This window comes from Rhodococcus sp. GB-02 (genome assembly GCF_053470465.1).
Genome location: NZ_JBPUKE010000002.1, coordinates 1,108,880 through 1,131,572 on the forward strand (window position 1 = coordinate 1,108,880; position 22,693 = coordinate 1,131,572).

The window sequence follows — 22,693 nt, forward strand, 5'->3', positions numbered from 1 at the left end:
GACCACAGATGACTCAGACTTCAGGCCCGCTGTCCGGGCTTCGCATCGTCGAGGTCTCGAGCTTTGTCGCCGCGCCCCTGTGCGGACTGACTCTCTCCCAACTCGGCGCCGAGGTGATCCGGATCGACCCGATCGGAGGTGCCTCCGATTACAAGCGCTGGCCCGTCACCGACACGGGTGAAAGCATCTACTGGACCGGACTCAACAAAGGCAAACGCTCACTCTCGGTGGACATGCGTGCCGAGCGCGGCCAAGAACTGATTCGCCAACTGGTCACGGCTCCGGGACCTGGCGGCGGAATCCTGGTCACCAATGCCGGCGGTCGCACCTGGATGAGCCACGACTCCCTGGCCCAGTTGCGTAGCGACGTCATCACCCTCGAGGTTCTCGGACGCCGCGACGGCAGCCCCGGGGTCGACTACACGGTCAACGCCGCGTTGGGATTTCCACAGATCACCGGCCCCGCCGACTACGCCGGAGTTGTCAACCACGCACTGCCCGCCTGGGACGTCGCCTGCGGGCTCTATGCCGCCCTGTCGATCACTGCCGCAGTGCGCCAACGTGACTCGACCGGACACGGCACGCAGATCACGCTGCCACTCGAAGACGTCGCATTGGCCACCGCGGGAACACTCGGCTACCTCACCGAAGTACAAGTGAACGGTCGCAGTCGCGAGTCCGGCGGAAACGCCGTCTACGGCACGTACGGAATCGATTTCGTCTCCAGCAACAACGAACGGTTCATGATCGTTGCACTCACTACCCGCCATTTCCGCGACCTTGCGTCGGTCACCGGCACCACGGCGGCTGTCGACGCTGTCGAAGCTGCACTCGGAGCCGACTTCTCCACCGAAGCAGACCGCTACCGTCATCGAGAGGTACTCACTGCTCTGTTCTCACATTGGTTCCGGGAACACAGCGGCGCCGAGATCGCTGCAGCGCTGGACACATCGTCGGTTCTGTTCGAGAGGTACCGCAGTTTCGAGGAAGTGGTGAATTCCGGTGAACTGGAGAACAACCCGATGTTCTCCGCACTCGATCAGCCTCGAATCGGAAGTTATCTGGCTGCCGCGAACCCAGCCTCGTTCGACGGCGCCCACCTGAGCGCCGGACCGGCCTCCGAGGTCGGCGGCGATTCGATTGCGGTGCTCGCGGATGTCCTCGGAACCACTGCTGATCACGCCTCGGCACTGATCGCGGACGGCATCGTCGGCATTCCGGCGAACTGATCCACCTGGAACATGTTTTCGGCCTCGGAACAAATGTTCCGAGGCCGAAAACATGTCGAGAGTGCGTCAGAGACCAAGATCCTTCGCGATGATGGTCTTCATGACTTCACTTGTGCCACCGTAGATTCGTGTGACACGCGTGTCTGCGTAAAGACGCGCGATGGGATACTCGGTGATGTAGCCGTACCCGCCGTGCAATTGGAGGCACTTGTCGATCACTCGACCTGCTGCCTCGGTGCAGAACAGTTTCGCCTTCGCTGCGTCGGGAATCGTCAGAGTGCCGCGGTCATGACATTCGAGTGCGTTGTCGGACACCAGCTGGATGGCATCAACCTCGGTAGCGCATTCGGCCAGAACGAATTTGGTGTTCTGGAATGCCGCGACGGGCTTACCGAACACCTTGCGATCTTTGACGTAGTCGATGGCAAAGCGAAGCGCTGCACTGGCAGTGGCGGCCGCTCCGAAAGCGATGGTCAACCGCTCCTGAGCCAGGTTGTGGGTCAGATAGTTGAATCCGTCGCCCTCTTCTCCGAGTCGGTCCTCGACGGGCACCTGTACGTCGACAAACGAAAGCTCCGCAGTGTCGGAGGTCTTGAGACCGATCTTGTTGATCTTGCGCCCCACCGAGTATCCGGGCGACGACGTGTCGACCACCAGGATCGACAACCCGGTGCGTCGGTTCTCCGCTGTGCTCGGCGCGGTGCGGCACACTACCAGGACGCGATCGGCAAGTACCCCGCCGGTGATGAACGTCTTGGAACCATTGACCACGTAGTGCGTACCGTCCTCCGACAGCTTGGCCGTCGTCGCGATGTTCGCCAGATCCGACCCTGTTCCCGGTTCGGTCATCGCAATCGCGAACATCAGATCGCCGGAGGCGAAGCCCGGCAACCAGCGGCTCTTCTGCTCGTCGTTCGCGTACTCGAGCAGGTAGGGCAGGATCAGGTTCGTATGCACCGACTGCGAGCCGAAAGACGCCCCGGCGGCAGCAACCTCCTCGGCGACGACGACGTTGAACTTGAGCGACTTCTCGCCGCCTCCGCCGTATTCCTCCGGCACCTGAATTCCGAGTACGCCCAGCTCTCCGAGTCGTCGGTAGAAGTCACGAGGCGGGTGACCGTCCTCTTCCCACTTCTCGTGGACCGGGGTTACTTCCTTCGCGATGAAATCGCGGACGGTAGCCCGGAATGCCTCGTGATCCTCGTTGAACACGGTGCGCTGCATGTATGAACTCCAGTCGGTCAAGGGAACAGGGTGATCCTGATCTCACCTTGCCTCAAGGTTCCGCATTCGATCCAACACTCATCAGCTATGCGTCCGATAGGGCGTACCAATATGGCCTGACCTGCGATACATAGGCAACCGCTATCGTTCCGATCATCGACGCGACATTGCTCAAAGTGATCCAGAACACGTTGAATGGGTCAGCCGGCAAACACAACACCATCGATCGCTTCGAGGCCGCGCTTCGAGCACGATCGCATCCGCCCACCAGTCTCGAAGGGACGCCACGTGACCCCCATCGCGCCACAGCGTAACGACGTCCAGCCCGAAGCAACAGCAACGCCAGATTCGTCAGCAGTCCCCGTCTTCGGTACCCGCAAGCGTGCGTGGACGATGACCGGGCTCGTCGTCTTCCTCTACATCGTCAACTACGCGGACAAAGCAGTCCTCGGAATCATCGCTCAGCCCCTCGCTCGCGAGCTCGGACTGAAGTCTTCGCAAATCGGCATGGTCGGCTCGCTGTTCTTCCTGATGTTCTGCATCGGCGGATTTCTCGCCGGACCGCTCAACAAGTACCTGACCCTACGTTGGGCGCTGTTGATCCTGGCCGCAATCTGGTCCGTGGTCATGCTCCCCCTCGTTCTCGGTGCCAGCCTCGCGATGTTGATCGTCTCGCGCATGCTCCTCGGATTCGCCGAAGGCCCCAGCTCGGCGCTGATGCACACCGCCGCGTACTCGTGGCACCCGCCGGCCAAGCGCGGCCTTCCCGGTGCAATGCTCGCCGGATCCGCCTCCGTCGCGAAGATCGCCCTCGCGCCCGTACTGACCTTCATCGCCGTTCACTACGGCTGGCGCGCAGCGGTTCTCTCGCTCTCTGTCCTCGGACTCGTGTGGATGGGTTGCTGGCTGGCCGGTTGGTCCGAAGGCCCGTACACGAGCAAGGCCGTCAAGTCGACCAAGACTGCAGATACAGAAGCAACCGAGGCGACCAGGACGGCAACGAAGGCAGTCACCGAGCCCAACGTTCCGTGGCGCAAAATCCTGCTCTCCCGCACCTTCGTCAGCTGCTGCTTCCTCATCGCCACCATCTACGCACTGACCACCGTCGTTCTCACCTGGTTGCCGTCGTACTTCGAGGTCGGCCTCGGATACAGTGCGATGCAAGCCGGTTCGATGTTCGCACTGCCCTCGATCGTCGGCCTCGTCCTCATGATCACCTCCGGTTCCGTCACGGACAAGTTGATCGGCCGCGGCTTCACCTCTCGCACGGTTCGCGTCATCGTCCCCTGCGTCGGCGTTCTGATCTGCGGATCGATTCTCCTGTTCCTGCCACAGATCTCCACTCCCATCGTCGCTGTCGCCATGGTCTCGATCGGCTACGGATTCTCGGCAATCACCTTCCCGCTCATCAACGCTGCGATCTCCGAACTGTGCCCGCCGCAGCAGACTGCAGGCACCATGGGATTCTTCCTCGCCATCATGTCGATCGGCGGCCTGATTGCTCCTTACGCAACGGGAGTCATCGTGGACAACGCAGCAACCCCGGCCGACGGTTACGCCCAGTCCTTCCAGGCAATCGGCATCATCGGAGTCGTCGCCGCGGTTCTGGTCCTCGTCTTCGCCAATCCCGAGCGCGATCGCAAGCTCATCCGCGGCTGAATGCTCCACGTATAGCCATTCGCTAACAAAGCCATTCACCGAAAGACATTGCCGGGTCGACCCGCTCGTGATCGACTCGAGGCACGCCCCGACCGCACAATCGCAACACCGGGCACGAACAGCAGGAGAGATACATGCGAGATGCCGTCATCGTCGACGCAGTACGTACACCGATCGGCCGTCGCGGCCGCGCCCTCTCGGAGATCCATCCGGCCGAGCTGTCCGCACATGTACTGCGTGCGCTCGCTGAACGGACCGGACTCGACGCGGCGACGGTCGACGACGTGATCTGGGGATGCGTCAGTCAGGTGGGTGAGCAGGCCGGAAGCATCGCCCGCACAGCGGCACTCGCCGCCGGCTGGCCCGACAGCGTTCCCGGTGTCACGCTGACCCGAGCCTGTGGATCGAGCCAGCAGGCAGTGTCCTTCGCTGCGGCCACCGTCATCTCCGGCCAGAACGACGTGGTCGTAGCCGGAGGCGTCGAATCGATGTCGCGAGTACCGATGGGGACCGCCAGCAAGAACGGTGAGCACTTCCCCGCTTCGGTACTCGAACGCTTCGGGGTGGACAGTTTCAGACAGGGAACCGGCGCCGAGATGATGGCCCGGAAATGGGCGCTCACACGAACGGCTCTGGACGAATACGCACTTCGCTCACACGAACTCGCGGCCACCGCCACCGATGCAGGTGCGTTCACCGGGCAGATCGCTCCGATCGCCGACTTGTCCCAGGACGAAGGCATTCGGCGAGGAGGAAGTCTGGAGTCGCTCGCGAAGCTGCCCCCGGCCTTCGACGCCGACGGAGTCATCCACGCCGGCAACTCTTCTCAGATTTCCGACGGAGCGGGCGCCACACTCGTCACGACCAGTGAGTACGCCCGGGCACGCGGGTGGAAGCCTCTCGTCCGTATCCACACCGCAGTGGTCGCGGCCGATGACCCGGTGATCATGCTCACCGGTCCGATTGCCGCCACCGCAAAGGCATTGGATCGCTCCGGCTTGTCCATCGACGACATCGGCGCCTTCGAAATCAACGAGGCATTCGCGCCCGTCCCGCTTGCCTGGCAGGCCGAAACCGGCGCGGCCATAGATCGTGTGAATCCGCTCGGCGGCGCGATCGCGGTCGGGCACCCACTCGGCGGATCGGGCGCGATCTTGATGACTCGCCTGGCACATCACATGCGCGATCAGGGAATTCGCTACGGGCTCCAGTCGATGTGTGAGGCCGGCGGCATGGCCAATGCGACCATTCTCGAATTGATCTGACCCGACAACGCTTTCGGGTCACACGTCATCCAGCAGGAAAGAAGAATTGATTCATGAAACTCGAGGGACTTTCCACCGCGATCACCGGCGGCGCTTCAGGTCTCGGCCTGGCCACCGCTCGACGACTGCTCGACGCCGGGGCGCAGGTCACGTTGATCGATCTGCCTTCCTCCGACGGTAAGCAGGTGGTGGCCGATCTCGGAGCTGCCGCACAATTCGCCGCGGCCGACGTCACCGACAGCGAACAATTCGCGGAAGCACTCGACGCGGCGCACGAGCGCGGCGGACTGCGTGGCGTCGTCCACTGCGCGGGCGCCGGGCGTCGCATGCGCATTCTCGACAAGGACGGAAAAGCAGGATCGGTCGAAGATTTCGAGTTCGTCGTCAAACTGAATCTTGTCGGTTCGTTCAACGCACTCCGTCTCGGCGCCGAGCGGATGGCAGAACTCGATGCCGTGGACGGTGAGCGAGGTGCCATCATCATGACGGCGTCGGTCGCAGCATTCGAAGGTCAGATCGGTCAGATCAACTACACGGCGTCCAAAGCCGGCATCGTCGGTATGACGGTCACCGCTGCGCGCGATCTCGCCAGCCGCGGAATCCGCGTCAACACCATTGCGCCCGGCATCATGGACACTCCCCTGCTGGCGCGCCTGCGCGAAGACGTGCGCACGGCCCTCGAAGCCTCGGTTCCCAACCCCTCACGGTTGGGTCGTCCGGACGAGTTCGGCCAGCTGGCCGTCTCGATGCTCGAGAACGGCTATCTCAACGGCGAAACCATCAGACTCGACGGCGCGATCCGAATGGCTCCCCGGTGACGGGCATCAGCGTGATCGCCAATCCACAACTGCGCCACAACATGCACTACCCGGACACCACCATGGCCTACTGGGCACCCAGCATGGCGGCGCTCTACGGTGATCGCCTCGCCGTCGTGGACGGCGAGCGCACGTGCACCTTCCGCGAACTCGGTCAGCGCAGTGCGCAATTCGCCGGCGCACTGCGGCAAGCCGGGGTGGGCGTCGGCGACGTGGTGTTGATGCACCTCGGGAACTGCGTCGAGTTTCTCCAGGCTTACTACGGATGCCTACAGGCCGGGGCGACAGTCACATTGGTCAACCCACTGCAGCCAGAGCTCGGCCTGCGCAAGCAGATCGAAGAGACGTCCGCCGTTGCTGCAGTCACTCAGAGTTCGCAGCTTCACATACTGCTCGCGGCCGCTTCAGGAACCTCCGTGCGTACGATCGTGATGGTCCAGGACACCGAGGGCGCGCTCGACACACCGGAGTCGGTCGTCGCATTCGACTCCTTCATCGCCGATCTACCCACCGAATTCACCCCTGCCTCGGTTCGTAGCGACGACATCGCCCACATCGCGTTCACGGGCGGAACCACCGGGGTGTCCAAAGGTGTTCGCGTTCTTCACCGCAACGTCGTCGGCAACATCACGCAGATGTGTGGTTGGAGAACCGGACACGAGTTGGAGGCAGGTGCCGACGGTCTGGTCACGCCACGACGCATCGACGGCCTCGACGTGCTCGGTCCGACGCCGGGAACCGGGGCGACCATCGTGGTCTCACCGCTCTTCCACGCGCATTCGTTGCTCAACACCTCGTTCCTGTTGATTTCCGGGCTCACCCAGGTATTTGCCGGCCGGTTCGAACCCGGCCGGATGCTCGAGCTGATCGAAAAGCACGGTGCCACCTACCTCACCGGGTCTCCCGCCATGTGGCACGCACTGTCGGTTCATCCCGACGCTACGGTGCGCAACACCGACAGCGTGTGCGTCGTGTCCTCGGGCGCTGCCCCGATCGACAGCGTCACGCTCGCCGCACTCCGCCGGGCATTTCCCAAAGCGCTCGTCGTCGAAGGGTACGGGCTGACCGAGGCCACCTGTGTGGTCACGGCCGCTCCGCTGATCAACGGCTCGGAATACCGGCAGAGCAGCGTCGGCCTCCCGATCTTCGACACCGAAATCCAGATTCGCGATCAGCTCGACCGGAAGACCGTTCTAGGCGAGAACGAACGCGGCGAACTGTGGGTGCGTGGACCTCAGGTCACCGACGGCTATCTCGGACACCCGGAAACCACCGCAGAACAGTTCGTCGACGGCTGGTTGGACACGGGCGACATCGCGTACCTGGACTCGGACGGATACCTCTTCATCTGTGACCGGGCCAAGGACATGCTCATCTACAAGGGGTACAACGTCTATCCGCGTGAACTCGAAGAGATTCTGGTCTCGCACCCGGCGATCTCGACTGCCGCGGTCGTCGGCCGCGAAGTGGGGAGCAATGGTCAAGAACCCGTCGCCTTTGTGGTGATGATTCCGGGTGCCGAGTTCGACGCCGAGCAGATCAAGGCGTTTGTCGCCGAGCAAGTGCTGCCGTACAAGAAGATTCGCGATGTCGTCGAGGTAGAGCTGCTCCCGACGTCCGCCGCCGGCAAGGTCCTCAAAACCGATCTCCGGTCGAGGCTTCTCGAGTCGGTCGACAAGGCAGGTTCCAAATGACAACCTTCGCAGATCTGACGTCGCAACTGCGGGTACCCGTTCTCGCGTCACCGATGTTCATCATCTCGACGCCCGACCTCGTCATCGCGCAGTGCACGTCCGGGATCATCGGGTCTTTCCCGGCCCTGAATGCTCGTCCGCAGTCAACACTTCGGGATTGGCTCAAGCTGATCACGGTGGCGCGCGAGGAGCACGATAGTGCGCACCCGGAGAAGCCCTCCGCACCATTTGCGGTCAACCTCATCGTCCATCGGTCCAACAACCGCCTGGAAGAGGATCTGGCGACCATCACCGAGTTCGAAGTTCCGATCGTCATCACGTCCCTCGGCGCTCGCACCGACATCAACGACGCCGTCCACGCATACGGTGGAATCGTTCTTCACGACGTCATCGACAATCGCTTTGCACGCAAGGCGATCGAGAAGGGCGCCGACGGACTGATCGCGGTAGCTGCCGGGGCCGGTGGTCATGCCGGTAGGCAGTCGCCGTTTGCCCTGATTCGGGAGATTCGTGAGTGGTTCGCCGGTCCACTGCTGTTGTCAGGTGCCATCGCTCATGGTGATTCGATTCTCGCTGCGCTCGCGGCCGGAGCCGATTTGGCATACGTCGGATCAGCTTTCATCGCAACCGAAGAGGCTAACGCGGATCCGGCGTACAAGGAGATGATCGTGGGTTCAGGGGCCTCCGATATCGTCTATTCCAACCTGTTCACCGGAGTACACGGAAACTACCTGCGGGGCAGCATCGTTGCTGCCGGCTTGGACCCCGACAACCTAGCCGAATCCGATCCTTCCGCAATGAGTTTCGCGACCACTGACACGGATGCGAAGGCCTGGCGCGACATCTGGGGCGCGGGCCAGGGAATCGGTTCGGTCGACGCAGTTCTTCCGACGCATGCAGTGGTCGAGCGTCTCGCATCCGAGTACGAGGCGGCTCGCGAGCGTATCTGCCGACGCTAGGGCTGCGACAGGTATTCGTCGGACAGGTATTCGTGGACCAGGTTCACGAATGCCTGTCCCACCGGCGACAAAGTCGAGGGGTCGAAGGCGAGACCGTACGCACGCAGGAATCTCGGCTCGCAGGCTCGTTCCACCACCTGACCTGGCATCGATTTCGCCACCGAGCGCTCGACCAACGAACCGCCGAGCCCAGCGATGACCATCGGTAGCCGCGACTCCCGCTGCTCCGTGACCACTGCGAGTTCCGTTCTTGTACCGGCTTTTCGGATCGAATCTTCGATCGCGTCCCCCATCGCCGCCCCGCGAGGAACGAATACCATGGGAATGTCCGGCATTTCCGAAAGGCGTACCGGCCCCTCGGGCAGATCAGTTCCCGCCGGGTAGACCAGGCGGTACTCCTGCTCCCCCAATTCTACGATCTCGAGCCCTTCGCCGGCCTCGAGCGGCAGATGCGCCACCGCGAATTCGCAGTGACCGTCCCGGATGAGACTTTCCAGATTGTCCTCTCGCTCGAGTTCCGAGAATCTGACTCGCGCTTGCGGATACCGTCGACAGAACTCCGCGATCAGATCGACTATCGTCCCGGAGGTCAGAGCAGGAAAAGCCATGATGTCGAGTCGACCGACAATCGCACCGTCGGATGCTGTCAATTGTTCCGCCGCGGCTGCAACGTCTCGCAGAACCTGTCGACTCGGGCCGACCAAGCTGCGACCGGCTGCACTGAGCACCATTCCGCGCCCGATCCGGTGGAAAAGCCTCACTCCCAGTTCACGTTCCAACCCGCGCAACGCCTGGGACACCGTCGGCTGAGCAACACCCAAAGCCGCTGCGGCACCGTTGATTCCCTTGTTCTCGACGACCGCGAGAAAGTACTCCATCTGTCGAAATTCCACCGCTCAGTCCTTCCCCGTGGATGAAGAGGACGTGGCGGCCATCTCGGCAGCCGTCGCGATGAGCGCGGCAGCGGCCGGCGATTGCTCGCCCGAGCGGTAGACGATGCCGACGTCGCGTCGAAGCGGCGGATCGAACGAGAAGGCACACACATCCGACATCTGCTGTTGTGCAACCTTTCTCGGAACAACCGTGGCGCCGATTCCGCGACGGACCAGGTCCCACGTCGTGACCGGATGGACACAATCCACGACGACGTTCTCGGCGCCTTCGCTGAGCAAACCCCGGAACTGGTTCGATTGGTCACCGAGGTCGACGACGAGAGGCAAAGTGTGCAGTAGCGCTCGAGGAACCGGATCCATCAACGGCGCCACCAAGCGGCCGGACAACGACGCGTGCGTGGCGAGCACCAACTCCTGAGTGACGATCGGAGCCGTGACCAACCCCTCGTACCCGATACTCAGATCGGTGACACCGACCTCGGCCGATCCGCGCCGCAACGCGTTGTCCACACCGGCCGGGCCGTACGTGTCGAGAACGCGCACGACGATCTTCGGGAAGTTGGCCCGGAATCGACGGACCAACTCGACCATCGGATCGATCGAGAACGCCGAGTACGAGACGACGTCCACACGGCCGAACTCGAGTTCGCGAACGGCGGTCACCTTGGCCTTCGCGCGCTCGACGTCGGCGAGTATTCGCCTGGCCGCGAGATCGAAAGTTCGTCCGGCATCGGTGAGAACCAGCCGTCTACCCGTCCGATCGAACAACGTGGCGCCGAGTCGACGCTCGAGCGTACGAATCGCCTGTGAAAGAGACGGCTGCGAAATGTAGAGAGCCTGAGCGGCCTTCGTTATCCCACCGTGGTCGACAACAGCGACGAAGTAGGTAACAAAGTGCAGGTCCACTCACTCATCATACGACCAGCGATCTGTCGCTCACTCCACGCGAGTTACCCCTGGTACCGCCCACTCTCCGGTGAAGATCGGCTCCCGCTTTTCCACGAAGGCACGAACCGCGTCGGTAGCGTCCGTCGCGAAATTGACGGCTTGTGCCCTTGCCTCGTTGTCGAGTGCTTCCCGCAACGAGAGCGAAGTGTGATGTTCGAGCATGGCCGCAGACTGACTCAATGCAGCAGGCGGACCGTCTGCGAGCCGTAGCGCCAGTGTTGACGCGTGTTCGTCCAGTTCGGCCGGTTCGACCAGATAGGTTACCAATCCGAGTTCGTAGGCTTCCTGAGCGTCGATCGTCTCGGCGAGCATCACCAGTCGCTTGGCTTGCTGGAGTCCGACCAGTCTCGGCAGGATCCACGAACCCCCGAAGTCGACCGACAACCCGCGTTTGGCAAAGATCTGGCTGAACTTCGTGCCTTTGGCTGCCACGACGAAGTCGCAGAGTAAGGCCATGTTCCATCCGGCTCCGACGGCAAACCCGTCGACCTTTGCCACCAGGGGCTTGGGAAACTCACCCAGGGCGGCTGCCGTTGCGTTGATGACGCGCATTCGATCGAGCGGATGCGACGAGCCGCGTTTGTCCAGATCTGAACCCGCGCAGAAGGTGCCACCCGCGCCGGTCAGGATCACCGAGCGAATCTGCGAGTCCTCTTGAAGTTCGAGGACCGCTTCACGGAGCGCGATCCAGGCGTCAAGATCGAGCGCGTTGCGGCGATGCGGTCGATCGAGAACAATCGTTGCGACAGCGCCCGTGCGTTCGATGCTGACGGCCGCGCGCTCGACGGTTTCGGCACTCATGAACCACTCCACACGGGAGAGCGCTTCTCGGCGAATGCGGTGGCGCCTTCCTTGGCATCACGGGACGCGAAGACCGGATCGATGAATTCGCGTTGCGCGACAAAGGCATCCGGATCGGTGTATTTGGCGGACATTGCCAGCACCTGCTTCGTCGCGCGCACGGCCAGCGGACCGTTTGCCGCTACTCGTGCCGCAAGCTCGCGTGCGACGGTCAGTGCCTGTCCCGGTTCGGCGAGCCGATTGACCAGGCCGTGATGATGCGCCACGGTGGCACTGAGCGGATCCCCGGTGATCGCGATTTCCATGGCCAACTGGTACGGGAGGATCTTGGGCAGACGCAGAAGACCACCGGCGGCCGCGGCAAGCCCACGCTTCACCTCGGGCAAGCCGAATTTCGCGTCGGTGGACGCCACGATCAGATCGGCTGCCAACGCCAGTTCGCACCCGCCGGCGAGGGCCCACCCCTCGACGGCTGCGATCAGCGGCTTCGACGGCGGAGCTTCGGTCAAACCGGCGAACCCACGACCGGGCAGCGATGGCCGTTCTCCGCGCGCAAATCCCTTGAGATCCATACCGGCGCAGAAGGTTCCACCGGATCCGGTCAGAATACCGATGGTGAGGTCGGACCTGCTCTCGAACTCGTCGATGGCCGCAGCCAAGGCTTCGGCAAGTTCGAGATTGACCGCGTTCTTGGCCTCGGGACGATTGAGGGTGATGACGGCAACGCCGTCGGCGAAGTCGGTGAGCACGACGCTCATGTTCGGTTCCTACTTCCGTGATGAGATTCTTGAAAGGTCACTGCGCGCGAATGCTCCAGCGCACGGGTGTGCCGCCGGACGGTGTCACGATCTCCCTCTTGGCCAAAACAACAAGATGAGCATGGGTTTCGCGGACCGCCAAGCGAAGTAGTCGCGGCGACATCTGTTCGAACGGGCGAGACCAGGAGATCGTGCGTGAGAGTTCCCAGGCCGTGGATTCGGGCTCATCCTGCACCGCCTCCACAATTTCCGCCAATCTTTCCTCGTGGTGCCCCATCAACTGACGTGCACGATCAGCGATCCCCCGGAATCGATATTCGTGTGCCGGAAGGACTTCGCATTCGCCCAGGGTTGTCGTCGCCTCGAGCGAGAGCAGATAACGATGGAGCGGGTTCTCGAGTTCACCGGGAATCGTGGAGATGTTCGGGCTGATCCTCGGCAACATGTGATCGCCGCTGAACAACAAACCCCTGTCCTCCTCCACGAAGCAGAGATGTCCAGGGGTGTGCCCGGGCGTCCACTGGGCGCGAAGATTCCATCCCGGCAGCTCGAGTAAATCCCCATCATCGAGAACAACATCGATGGATTCGTGCTCAGCAAACCGCACCAGGTCGACCCGAGAGGCGTCGAGCACTTCCGCCGGCGCGCCGAGTTCGGACAACTGCAAGTTCCAACCACTGATGTCGTCGCGAGTCTGCTCGGGGCCGTGGTATCCGAGAAGCGTCGCGTCGGCCACGTGCATCGCCAGCGTTGCACCGCTGACCTGCCGAAGGCGCGGCGCCAGGCCGAAGTGATCGGGATGCAGGTGTGTGATTGCCGCATAACGCACTTCGGAAACGTGGTATCCGATCGACGCTATGCCATCGACGAGAGCCTGCCACGACTGTTCGTGATCCCAACCGACGTCGATGAGGGCTAGTCCGTCGTCGAGCGCGAGCGCGTAGACAAGCACGTAGCGCAAAGGGTTGTCCGGCATGGGAACAGGGATCGACCACAATCCGTCCCGAACCTGCTCCACCGGTGGAAGGACTTTGTTCGCCCACGCCTCACGTTGTGCGACGCCGACGTCTTCGGTCACGATCATGATGCTTCTCCGCTCGCGTTCAGCATGGTCCGCAGGCTCGACTTGAGCAGTTTCCCGCTCGCGTTGCGAGGTAGGGAGTCCACGAAATGGATCTGGCGAGGTTTCTTGTACGACGCCAACTTCGCTGTGCTGAACGCGATCAACTCGTCGACGCTCGGCACGTCGGCACCGTCGACCAGTTTGACCACCGCGGTGACGGATTCACCCCAGCGCTTGTCCGGAACCCCGACCACCGCGACCTCGGCAACCGAGGGGTGTTCGGCCAGAATGGATTCCACCTCGATCGGATAGACGTTCTCACCGCCGGTGATGATCATGTCCTTGAGGCGGTCGGTGACGAACAGATACCCCTCGTCGTCCAGATGGCCGGCATCGCCTGTTCGGAGAAAGCCGTCCTTAGTGAACAATTCCGCGGTCTCTCGTTCACGTCGCCAGTACCCGCAAGTGTTGTTTCTGCTGCGCGCAACGATCTCACCGGATTTGTTGGGCGGCAATACCTCACCAGTCGTGACGTCTCGAATGGAGATCTCGACGCCGATCATCGGTTTTCCTGCAGAGCGGAGCAAGTCCGATCGCGGCCCACTCACATGATGGTCGTAGGCGCGAAGGACGGATACCGAACCCGTTGTCTCGGTCATCCCGTATCGCTGAACGAATTTGCAGTTCAACACGTTCATCGCGTGGGCGAGGAGTGCCGGTGTGATCGGCGACGCCCCGTACGCGACCACCTGCAAGCTGGAGAGATCGAAACTGTCGAGGGTGGGCAGATCTACCAGTGTCTGAATGACCGCAGGCACCAGAAATGCGTGGGTGACGTGGTGAGTCGCGATGGCATCAGCGACCCGAGCCGGCGCCATGTCTCCGAGCAGCACCAAAGGCACTCCGGCCGACAAGCACGTACTCATCCAGCCGGCGCCGGCGATGTGAAAGAGGGGGAGTGCGTCGAGTGCGACTGCATTCGAACCGAATTCGTAGACATCGAACCCCTCGGGCTCGTTGTACAGATTCCGGTGCGTGGCCACGACGCCCTTGGGCCGGCCGGTTGTCCCGGACGTGTACAGCTGCAGAACTGCTGCGTCCGGATCGTGCCCAAGTCCGGGGTCGACGCGGTTCCCGGAGGCCACGAACTCCGCCCAGGTTCGCGAATCCGGCAGGCCCCCTGCAGCTCCCACGGTGATGACCTCGATCTCCGGCAACGCTGCGGACATCGCCGCCGCCCCTGCGGCGAACTCGTCATCGACGATCAAGACGTCGAGCTCCGCGTCCTCGGCGATGTCGACGAGTTCGAGTGGGTTGAGCCGCCAGTTCAACGGGATGAACACAGCGCCTGCCTTCGCACACGCGATGAAGGTTTCCGCACCTTCGAGCCCCATCCGCAGTAGCGCACCGACGCGAGCACCGGCTGCGGTCACTTCTGCCAGCGCGCTCGCCAAGGTACTGGTCTCGCCATCCAGCTCAGCCCATGTCAAAGTTCGGTCGCCGCACGTGATCGCCGGATCGGACGGCCGTGTCGACGCCGAGTGACGTATCCGGTTGGGTAGGTGAAGCTCGCTCACATCACGCTCCTGTGTTCCAGGTACTCACCGAGCACGAACCGCGGTCGGTGGTACTGGAACAGTCGACCATCGCTATGGCCTGCGCCACAAAGACGAGAAGGCGCACAGAGCCATAGCTGAGACCTATGTCTGCAGGTCGCAGCAAGTCACCGCCGCCAGGGCGCCGTCATCTGGGAGAATTTGTCAGATGCAGGCACCCGGGATGGACATACGCAGCGCACAGTATCTCGTCGCCGTTGTCGATCGCGGCAGCGTCACCGCTGCCGCGGACGTCCTGCGAGTCTCGCAACCGTCACTCTCGCAGGCCGTACGCAACCTCGAACGAGCACTGGGAGCCACACTCTTCGAGCGCACCACTCGCGGCCTGGCTCCCACCACAGTCGGACTTGCGGTCGCCGAGTCTGCTCGTGCGTTGCTTTCCGACGTTGCCCGGGCCGAAGCCGCGGTGGCTGCGGTAACCACCTTGCGTGCCGGGGAACTCGCCATAGCTGTCCAGTCCGATCTTGCCATCGACCCGGTGGCAGAGGTCGCCGGACGCCTCCATCTGACGGCACCCGGAATTCGGTTCTCCACGAACGCCGCCGCGAACGCACAGGACGTGCGAGCACTGGTCAGAGCAGGCGCGTGTGAACTCGGGTTTCTCGAAGCCCAGCCGGGTACCGGTGTCTCCGACGGGCTTCGAGAAATCTCCGTGAGCACCCAGGAAACGGTCTTGTCTATCCCCGTTCACCTGGCCACAGAACTACCCGACCCGGTTCCACGCGCTGTAGTTGCGCGCTTGCCGATGGTGGTCGAGGCCTCTGCAGCCAGGCGCGGGCATTCGGTCGACGACGACCTGGAACTCACCAACGTCGTGGTGGAAGTACCTGATCGCCTTGCCGTCCGGGAGATGGTCGGTCAAGGTGCAGGCGCCGCACTGCTTCCCAGATCGATCGCCGAACAAGACACCCCAGCAGCTGAGGTTCGCTCGCTGTTCCCACCGATCACCCGGCAGACGATCTTGGTCTACCGCGACGGCCCACTCTCACCGGCCGGGTCCGCGTACATCGAGAAACTCTGCACACGTCACAAGCCGTCCACGAACAGCCTGCCCAACGGGGAGAGCGTCTCCGGATCGAATTCGACGCCGTAATTCAGTGAGATCGCCGGCTCCACCGGAAATATCTCCGCGCCGGACGCGACCGATCTCTCGGCCAGCGAACGCTCCATGAATGCCATTCCCAAACCCGCAAAGACGAACGCGCCGACGGTCTCCCGCTGCGCCAGCTCCGTCGACATTCGAGTCCTGGCACCGGCAGCCTGCAGGGACGACTCGATAGCGAGCCGCGCCCGCGAGTGTTTGAGCACGCCCACCACCGGGAGATCGGGCAATGCCGTCAATGACACCGGCCCTCCCGCAGCGGGTTTCGCACCATTCGGCCACACGTCGGGATGAACCCCCGACGGCACTGCCAGCCAGTACTCGTTCACCCCGATCACTTTCGCGGACAGCGCCGACATGTCGGGTGGCCAATAGCTGAAGACCACCTCGCATGCGCCGTCCGCCAACACCTGCTCCGACGTTGCACCCTGCGGCAACTCACCGACCCGAACGGTCACACCAGGCCACCGCTCACGAAAGTCCGCCACGATGCGTGCGATCGGCCCTTCGAGACCATGTGCCGCGGAGCAGATGTCGAGCCTCCCACGAGGCTCGTCGGCCGTACCGATCGCGACATTGAATGCTGCCGCACTGCTACGCGTCATCTGCCTGGCCGGCCCTACCAACGCCCGACCTGCTGCCGTCAGAACCAAACCGCGACCGACACGGTGAAACAGTTCGACTCCGAGTTCGCGCTCGAGACCACGAATACCCTGCGACAGCGACGGCTTGGTGACCGACAGATTCTGCGCGGCCGCCGACAAGGACTCCCCACCAGCAACGGCAAGGAAGTATTCGATCTGACGTAGGTCCACGCTATCGACTTTGCCACAAGCGCGGCCGAGGGTACCGCCGGCAAGTGCGGACGGTGTTCATACACGCTTCACTAATCAGACATTCGGGACACACCTTTTTCTACCCGGCACCACCTACCGTAATTGGTCCAGACCAATTACGGATGGGTCTGAACCACCGCGTCGAAGACAAGGAATCCTCGTGAGACGTACGACCATCGCGATAGCAGCCGTGACCGCGGCTCTCGCCGTTCCCGGCATCGCCCCCGCCGAATCCCACGCCGAACCCAGCTGGGGCAGTTCGTCCTTCGAATGGGGCAGCTCTTCGGGCGAGAACAACACGCCGCCCGCAGCGCCCGGCGTCAGCGTCCCCGGCGGACGGTACGAGCACCCCCTCGACCTGACCTTCACCGCCGAGCGGGGCGCCACCGTCCGCTACACCTTGGACGGAACGACACCCACCGCCGACAGCCAAGCTGCCACGCCGGGACGTCCGCTGCAGATCGCACAGGACACCAACGTCACTGTCGCCGCTTTCCGCGGCGATCACGCGAGCGCGGCCGTCTCGTTCGGCTACCTGATCAAGACCTCGGAGAAGCCGCTGGCTCAGGTCGTCGTGATGTCCGACGTCCATGTCGGCGATCACGTGAACAACGACAAGAAGTACGAAAGCTTTTTCGACACAATCGGTTCCATCTTCCCGAAACCCGACGCGATCCTCTCCAACGGCGACATGATCAACGACAACGGAGACGGCAAGGGGCCAGACCACAAGATCGTCGCAGAAATCTTCCAGGCAAACCTCACCAGGAAGGGCATGAACGACACACAACTCCTGATCTCCAACGGCAATCACGATGCAAGTCTCGCGGCGATCAGAGCCGGATATCCGGCGGAGTGGTTCCCGGATTCCGGTGGCGGATACTACGAATCCGACGTGAACGGTGTCCATCTCTTCACGGTCAACACCGAAACCTACAACAGTGATTCAGCGCAACGTAATTGGCTGAAGTCCCGCCTGACCGAAATCACCGCGGAGTCCGGGAACCTGACCAAGCCGATCCTGGTCCAGGGACACCGGCCGGCAAGCAACACAGCCATGGACGGCCAGCAGGCGTCGAACCCTCGACTGACCGAAGACTTGAGTGCCTTCCCTCAGGCAATCTTCTTCTCCGGACACTCGCATCTGAACAACAACGACGACCGGTCGATCCATCAGCGTGACTTCACGTCGGTCAACGACGGCTCGATGTCGTACATCGAAATCGATCACGGCTACCAGATGGTGACCGAGTCCGGTCTCGCGAACCGATTCGAATCACCCACTGCCCAAGCGCTCTTCGTCGAGGTCTACCAGGATCGCACGGAAATCAACCGCATCAACATGGCGGCAGACAAGCACGACATCTACACCGGCGGCGCATGGTCAGCCAACTGGCAGCCGCCGTACTCGAGCGCCGGCACTCTCAGCGGTTCGGGGTGGACCGTCGAGCTCGACGGGTCGACCAACCAGCAGATCAAGGACAACTTCCGTTACACCTCGGGCGCACGCAACACGAATGCACCGGAATTCACCACGGCCACCCCGCTCTCGGCGAGCACCGGAGCGAACGGGGAAACAGCGCTACGGATCGCGCAGGCGAAGGACGACCAGATGGTCCATCACTATGCCGTCGAGATCACGGACACAGCCACCGGGGCGAAGGTGGTCTCGTCGAAGGTGCTCTCCGACTTCTATTTCATGCCACGGCCGAACAGCCTCGACATTCCGATTCCCGATGCAGCAGCAGGCACCGCATACGAAGCCCGTGTCGAAGCCGTTGACGCATACGGCAACCGGTCACCGGTGACGACCCTGGCCTTCACCCGCTGACGTCCACCCGCTGATCCGACACGACAAGGCGGCACCGCGCATGTTCGCGGTGCCGCTTTCCGGTTCAGTTGTAGGTACGCAGCAGGCCCTTGCTGATGATCTGCTTCTGAATGTCGCTGGTGCCTTCACCGATCAGAAGGAACGGCGCCTCACGCATCAACCGCTCGATCTCGTATTCCTTGGAGTAGCCGTACCCGCCGTGGATGCGGAAGCTGTCCTGTGTGACCTCAGAGCAGAATTCGCTCGCCAGATACTTAGCCATACCTGCGGCGACGTCGTTGCGCTCACCCGAGTCCTTGAGCCTGGCAGCATTGACCATCATCAGATGGGCCGCTTCGACTTTGGTGCCCATCTCGGCGATCCGGAACGCGATCGCCTGATGCTCGGCGATCGGCTTGCCGAAAGTCTCGCGTTGCTTGGCGTAGGTGACCGCCAGCTCGAAAGCGCGCTGGGCGATTCCGCACGCGCGAGCGGCGACGTTTACCCGGCCGACCTCGACGCCGTCCATCATGTGCCGAAATCCCAAACCGGGTGTCCCACCGAGAACCTCTTCGGCTGCGATCTCGAAACCGTCGAAGATCATCTCCGTGGTGTCGATTCCCTTGTAGCCCATCTTCTCGAGCTTGCCCGGAATGGTCAGGCCCGGGAGTACCTCACCGAAACCTGCGGGCTTCTCGATCAATATCGTCGTCAGATTGTTGTGCGGCTTCTCCGCACCCTCGTCCGTCTTGACCAGGACTGCAACCAGCGTCGACGAACCACCGTTGGTCAGCCACATCTTCTGACCGTTGATGACGTAGTCGCCCGATTCGGTGCGCCGCGCCCTGGTGGTGATCGCGGCAACGTCCGAACCCAATGCAGGTTCGGACATGGAGAATGCGCCGGTGAGCTCCCCGGACGCCAGACGCGGCAGGTACTTCGCCTTCTGTTCCGGTGTCCCGTGCGCGGAAATCATGTGAGCCACGATGAAATGCGTGTTGATGACACCGGACACGCTCATCCATCCGCGGGCCAACTCTTCGACGCACAGTGCGTAGGTGAGCAATGACTCGCCGATACCCCCGTACTCGGGTTCGATGGTCAATCCGAACAGACCCATGTCCTTCATCTGCTTGACGATGTCGGTCGGGTACGTGTCCGAGTGTTCGAGCTCCTGCGCCGCGGGGATGACGACGCGATCGACGAACTCTCGTACCGCCCCGACGATGTCGGTCTGGGTTTCGGTCAATCCCGCCGTCTGCGCCAAACGAGTCACTGTTCCACCTGTCAGTCGGTACTTTGCACTCTCCTGTCGACGAAACAGATTCGACTACAGGAACTTTCAACCAGCGGCGAGCCGTGCTCAGCAGAGGTCGTGCGTCCATTCAATCCTTGAACGGTATATGTGTCAAAGTCGATTTCGCATACGAACCGTATGGCGGAAACTATGTCCGAACAGGCCGTTCCCGCTGTTGACAATCCCGCCGCGCGTGCTGGATATTCGAGTGGCCAGGTCGCGGTGGCCCTTCGATCGGTCCCTTCGCGCGGCGCATTCCCCACCTCTCCTCGAGACAGGCGCATTCCATGCACGACGCAGTCATCTGTGAACCCGTTCGCACCCCGGTAGGCGGATTCGGCGGAGTATTCAAGGACGTTCCCGTCACCACTCTCGCCGGCGCTGTTGTGCGTGGCCTCGTCGAACGAACCGGCATTGCGTCCACAGATGTCGACGACGTCATCTTCGGTCAGGGTTACGCCAACGGAGAAGCTGCGGCCATCGGGCGAATCGCGGCACTCGACGCCGGTCTCGACGTGTCCGTTCCCGGAATACAACTCGATCGCCGTTGCGGTTCAGGTTTGCAAGCAATCATCTACGCCGCGATGCAAGTACAGACCGGGATGAGCGACCTGGTCATCGCCGGCGGCGCCGAGAGCATGAGCGGAACCGAGTTCTACTCCACCGACATGCGTTGGGGCACAAAGCGCCCTTCCGTCGAGTTCCACGACCGATTGGCCAAACCGCGCACGAACTCCGGCGGAGTCAACTTCCCGGTCGAGGGCGGAATGATCGAGACCGCCGAGAACTTGCGTCGGGAGTACTCGATCACTCGCGACGAGCAGGACCGTTACGCGGTCCGATCACACGAGCGGGCAGTTCATGCCCAGGACAGCGGATACTTCGACGACGAGACCATTCCCGTTTCGGTGCCCGGACGCCGTGGTGAGCAAACGGTGGTCACCCACGACGAGCATCCGCGCCGAGGGATTCAGTTGACCGATCTCGCTGCACTGCGCCCCATTCGAGGTCGCGTCGATCCCGAAGCCACTGTCACGGCCGGTAATGCGTGCGGCCAGAACGACGCCGGCGCAGCCGCGATCGTCACTACAGCTGCCAACGCCGAACGGCTGGGCCTGCGACCGTTCGCGAAACTGGTCAGCTGGGGTGTAGCCGGTGTGGAGCCGAACCGGATGGGCATCGGCCCGGTGCCTGCCGTGGCGAAGGCACTCTCCCGTGTCGACCTGTCACTCGACGACATCGACCTCATCGAAGTCAACGAGGCCTTCGCCGCACAGGTTCTCGCGTGCGCCAAGGCCTGGGGATTGAGCGCCCAGGACATCGAGGAACGCTTCAACGTCAACGGTTCCGGGATCTCGCTCGGACACCCTGTCGGCGCTACTGGTGGGCGGATCCTCGCCAACCTGCTGCGCGAACTCGACCGACGCCAGGCACGGTACGGGATCGAGACCATGTGTATCGGTGGCGGACAAGGGATTGCAGCGGTGTTCGAGAACCTGCGACGCTAGAAGCGTTAACCGATCGATCTGTCGCGGCGAAGTTCCGCGATCTGGTCGCCCGTAAGCCCCAACTCGGCCAGCAGAGAATCCGTCTGCTGGCCGAGTGCCGGAACGTCACCCATGCGCATTTCGACATCCGAGTACGTCATCGGAGGCAGCACGGCATCGATCGAACCGTTCTCGGTGCCCACGGACCGCCACCTGGCACGCTTCTCCAACTGCGGATGTTCCAGCAGACCGGCCATGTCGTTGAGTGCCGCGGCCGGAACACCCGCGGCGGCCAGGCGCTGATCCAGATCTGTCGTCGAGTACAGACGAGTGAGAGATCCCACCAATTCGTCTACCTCAACACGGTTTTCGACGCGCACGATATTGGTGCGGTACCGCGGATGGTCGACAAGATCCTCGCGCTCGAACACGTCCACCATCAACGCGCGCCATCCACGATCGTTCTGGACGCCGATCAGGATCTCGCCGTCGGTCGTGGGGTACGAATCGTAGGGAACGATCGCGGCATGGCCGAGACCGACGCGCGGAATCTGCTTGTCCGCATACATTTTCATGTACATCGGATGACCCAGCCACTCGACGGTGGAATCGAACATCGAGACCTCGACGAGCGCTCCCTTGCCCGTTCGCTCTCTACGGAACAGGGCGCTCAGAATCGAAGTCAGCGCGTACATTCCTGCCGCGATGTCCGAGACCGGGATGCCGGCCTTGGTGGCCGTCTCCGGTGTACCTGTCACGGAGATCATTCCGGTCTCGGCTTGAACCAACATGTCGTACGCCTTGCGCTCGCGCCGTGGGCCGGCGCTGCCGTAGCCGGACATGTCGATCACGATGAGCCGTGGGAATTTCTCGCGCAGTTCCTCCGCGCCGAACCCCAGTCTCGCGGCAGCGTCGGGAGCCAGGTTCTGCAGGAACACATCGGCTCGCGCGACAAGGTCGAGAACGATCTGCCGGCCGGATTCCGATTTCACGTCGACGGCGATGGATTCCTTGGAACGGTTGAGCCACACGAAGTGTGATGCCTGACCGTGAACCGCCTGGTCGTAGTGACGCGCAAAGTCACCCTCGCCGACGCGTTCTATCTTGATCACCCGCGCACCCATGTCCGCGAGATGTCTGGTGGCGAGCGGTGCCGCCACCGCCTGTTCGAGTGCAACTACGGTGATTCCGTCGAGCGGAAGATCCGAGTTCGGCTGTCCCATGTCAGTAGTCA

At 62.5% G+C, this 22,693-nt stretch carries 19 protein-coding genes; 9 read left to right on the top strand and 10 right to left on the bottom strand.

The annotated features are described in order from the left end of the window. Positions 1 to 8: 8 nt before the first annotated feature. A complete protein-coding gene (locus tag ACSW29_RS18430; protein ID WP_448277950.1) occupies positions 9 to 1,229 on the top strand; it encodes a CoA transferase in 1,221 nt (406 codons plus the stop codon). A 66-nt stretch (positions 1,230 to 1,295) separates the two neighbouring features. On the opposite strand, the gene ACSW29_RS18435 is transcribed toward ACSW29_RS18430, so the two are convergent. Continuing rightward, complete coding sequence (locus tag ACSW29_RS18435) at positions 1,296 to 2,453, bottom strand: acyl-CoA dehydrogenase family protein (RefSeq protein WP_448277951.1); 1,158 nt, start codon at positions 2,451 to 2,453, stop codon at positions 1,296 to 1,298. A gap of 195 nt (positions 2,454 to 2,648) precedes the next feature. Here ACSW29_RS18435 and ACSW29_RS18440 point away from each other — a divergent pair, with 195 nt between their 5' ends. From ACSW29_RS18440 to ACSW29_RS18460, 5 genes are all read left to right on the top strand, one after another. Continuing rightward, positions 2,649 to 4,112, top strand: coding sequence for an MFS transporter (locus ACSW29_RS18440; protein ID WP_448277952.1), 1,464 nt, complete (start codon positions 2,649 to 2,651; stop codon positions 4,110 to 4,112). Positions 4,113 to 4,246: 134 nt separating this feature from the next. Further along, positions 4,247 to 5,377 (top strand): thiolase family protein, encoded by a 1,131-nt coding sequence (locus tag ACSW29_RS18445; RefSeq protein ID WP_448277953.1) that lies wholly within the window; start codon positions 4,247 to 4,249, stop codon positions 5,375 to 5,377. Between the two features lie 53 nt (positions 5,378 to 5,430). Next, positions 5,431 to 6,195, top strand: coding sequence for an SDR family NAD(P)-dependent oxidoreductase (locus tag ACSW29_RS18450; protein ID WP_448277954.1), 765 nt, complete (start codon positions 5,431 to 5,433; stop codon positions 6,193 to 6,195). A 41-nt stretch (positions 6,196 to 6,236) separates the two neighbouring features. Continuing rightward, positions 6,237 to 7,889 carry a class I adenylate-forming enzyme family protein gene (locus tag ACSW29_RS18455; RefSeq protein WP_448278172.1) on the top strand — a complete coding sequence of 551 codons (1,653 nt, stop codon included), beginning with the start codon at positions 6,237 to 6,239 and terminating at the stop codon, positions 7,887 to 7,889. Then, positions 7,886 to 8,848, top strand: coding sequence for an NAD(P)H-dependent flavin oxidoreductase (locus ACSW29_RS18460; protein WP_448277955.1), 963 nt, complete (start codon positions 7,886 to 7,888; stop codon positions 8,846 to 8,848). Before ACSW29_RS18455 ends, ACSW29_RS18460 begins: the two co-directional genes overlap by 4 nt. Here the strand turns inward: ACSW29_RS18460 and ACSW29_RS18465 are convergent. Genes ACSW29_RS18465 through ACSW29_RS18490 form a run of 6 tightly spaced genes read right to left on the bottom strand, consistent with a single transcriptional unit; the run spans position 8,845 to position 14,888 of the window. Then, positions 8,845 to 9,741, bottom strand: a complete 897-nt coding sequence (locus ACSW29_RS18465; RefSeq protein WP_230815210.1) for a LysR family transcriptional regulator — start codon at positions 9,739 to 9,741, stop codon at positions 8,845 to 8,847. The genes ACSW29_RS18460 and ACSW29_RS18465 overlap by 4 nt on opposite strands. Before the next feature lie 3 nt (positions 9,742 to 9,744). Further along, positions 9,745 to 10,647 (bottom strand): LysR family transcriptional regulator, encoded by a 903-nt coding sequence (locus ACSW29_RS18470; RefSeq protein ID WP_230815209.1) that lies wholly within the window; start codon positions 10,645 to 10,647, stop codon positions 9,745 to 9,747. A 30-nt stretch (positions 10,648 to 10,677) separates the two neighbouring features. Further along, positions 10,678 to 11,490, bottom strand: coding sequence for an enoyl-CoA hydratase/isomerase family protein (locus ACSW29_RS18475; protein WP_230815208.1), 813 nt, complete (start codon positions 11,488 to 11,490; stop codon positions 10,678 to 10,680). Beyond that, positions 11,487 to 12,248, bottom strand: a complete 762-nt coding sequence (locus ACSW29_RS18480; protein ID WP_448277956.1) for a crotonase/enoyl-CoA hydratase family protein — start codon at positions 12,246 to 12,248, stop codon at positions 11,487 to 11,489. The genes ACSW29_RS18475 and ACSW29_RS18480 overlap by 4 nt, the downstream gene beginning before the upstream one ends. Positions 12,249 to 12,285: 37 nt before the next feature. Next, the gene (locus tag ACSW29_RS18485; protein WP_347874783.1) at positions 12,286 to 13,332 is read right to left on the bottom strand and encodes an MBL fold metallo-hydrolase; all 1,047 of its coding nucleotides are present in this window, start codon (positions 13,330 to 13,332) and stop codon (positions 12,286 to 12,288) included. Continuing rightward, entirely contained in the window at positions 13,329 to 14,888 is a 1,560-nt protein-coding gene (locus ACSW29_RS18490) for a long-chain-fatty-acid--CoA ligase (protein WP_448277957.1), read from the bottom strand. The genes ACSW29_RS18485 and ACSW29_RS18490 overlap by 4 nt, the downstream gene beginning before the upstream one ends. A gap of 187 nt (positions 14,889 to 15,075) precedes the next feature. Between ACSW29_RS18490 and ACSW29_RS18495 the strand changes: the two genes are divergently transcribed. Beyond that, a complete protein-coding gene (locus ACSW29_RS18495) occupies positions 15,076 to 16,020 on the top strand; it encodes a LysR family transcriptional regulator (RefSeq protein WP_448277958.1) in 945 nt (314 codons plus the stop codon). Here the strand turns inward: ACSW29_RS18495 and ACSW29_RS18500 are convergent. Next, on the bottom strand, positions 15,954 to 16,844 hold the full coding sequence (locus ACSW29_RS18500; protein WP_317825820.1) for a LysR family transcriptional regulator: 891 nt from the start codon (positions 16,842 to 16,844) through the stop codon (positions 15,954 to 15,956). The genes ACSW29_RS18495 and ACSW29_RS18500 overlap by 67 nt on opposite strands. 181 nt (positions 16,845 to 17,025) lie before the next feature. Here ACSW29_RS18500 and ACSW29_RS18505 point away from each other — a divergent pair, with 181 nt between their 5' ends. Further along, entirely contained in the window at positions 17,026 to 18,696 is a 1,671-nt protein-coding gene (locus ACSW29_RS18505) for a chitobiase/beta-hexosaminidase C-terminal domain-containing protein (RefSeq protein WP_347874786.1), read from the top strand. 64 nt (positions 18,697 to 18,760) lie between these two features. Here the strand turns inward: ACSW29_RS18505 and ACSW29_RS18510 are convergent, their stop codons facing one another. Beyond that, positions 18,761 to 19,951: an acyl-CoA dehydrogenase family protein gene (locus ACSW29_RS18510; protein ID WP_230815201.1), complete on the bottom strand. Its 1,191-nt coding sequence runs from the start codon at positions 19,949 to 19,951 to the stop codon at positions 18,761 to 18,763. Between the two features lie 308 nt (positions 19,952 to 20,259). On the opposite strand from ACSW29_RS18510, the gene ACSW29_RS18515 reads away from it, so the two are divergent. After that, on the top strand, positions 20,260 to 21,480 hold the full coding sequence (locus ACSW29_RS18515) for an acetyl-CoA C-acetyltransferase (RefSeq protein ID WP_448277959.1): 1,221 nt from the start codon (positions 20,260 to 20,262) through the stop codon (positions 21,478 to 21,480). Between the two features lie 5 nt (positions 21,481 to 21,485). Here ACSW29_RS18515 and ACSW29_RS18520 read toward each other — a convergent pair whose 3' ends face one another. Further along, complete coding sequence (locus ACSW29_RS18520) at positions 21,486 to 22,682, bottom strand: CaiB/BaiF CoA transferase family protein (RefSeq protein WP_448278173.1); 1,197 nt, start codon at positions 22,680 to 22,682, stop codon at positions 21,486 to 21,488. Positions 22,683 to 22,693: the final 11 nt, after the last annotated feature.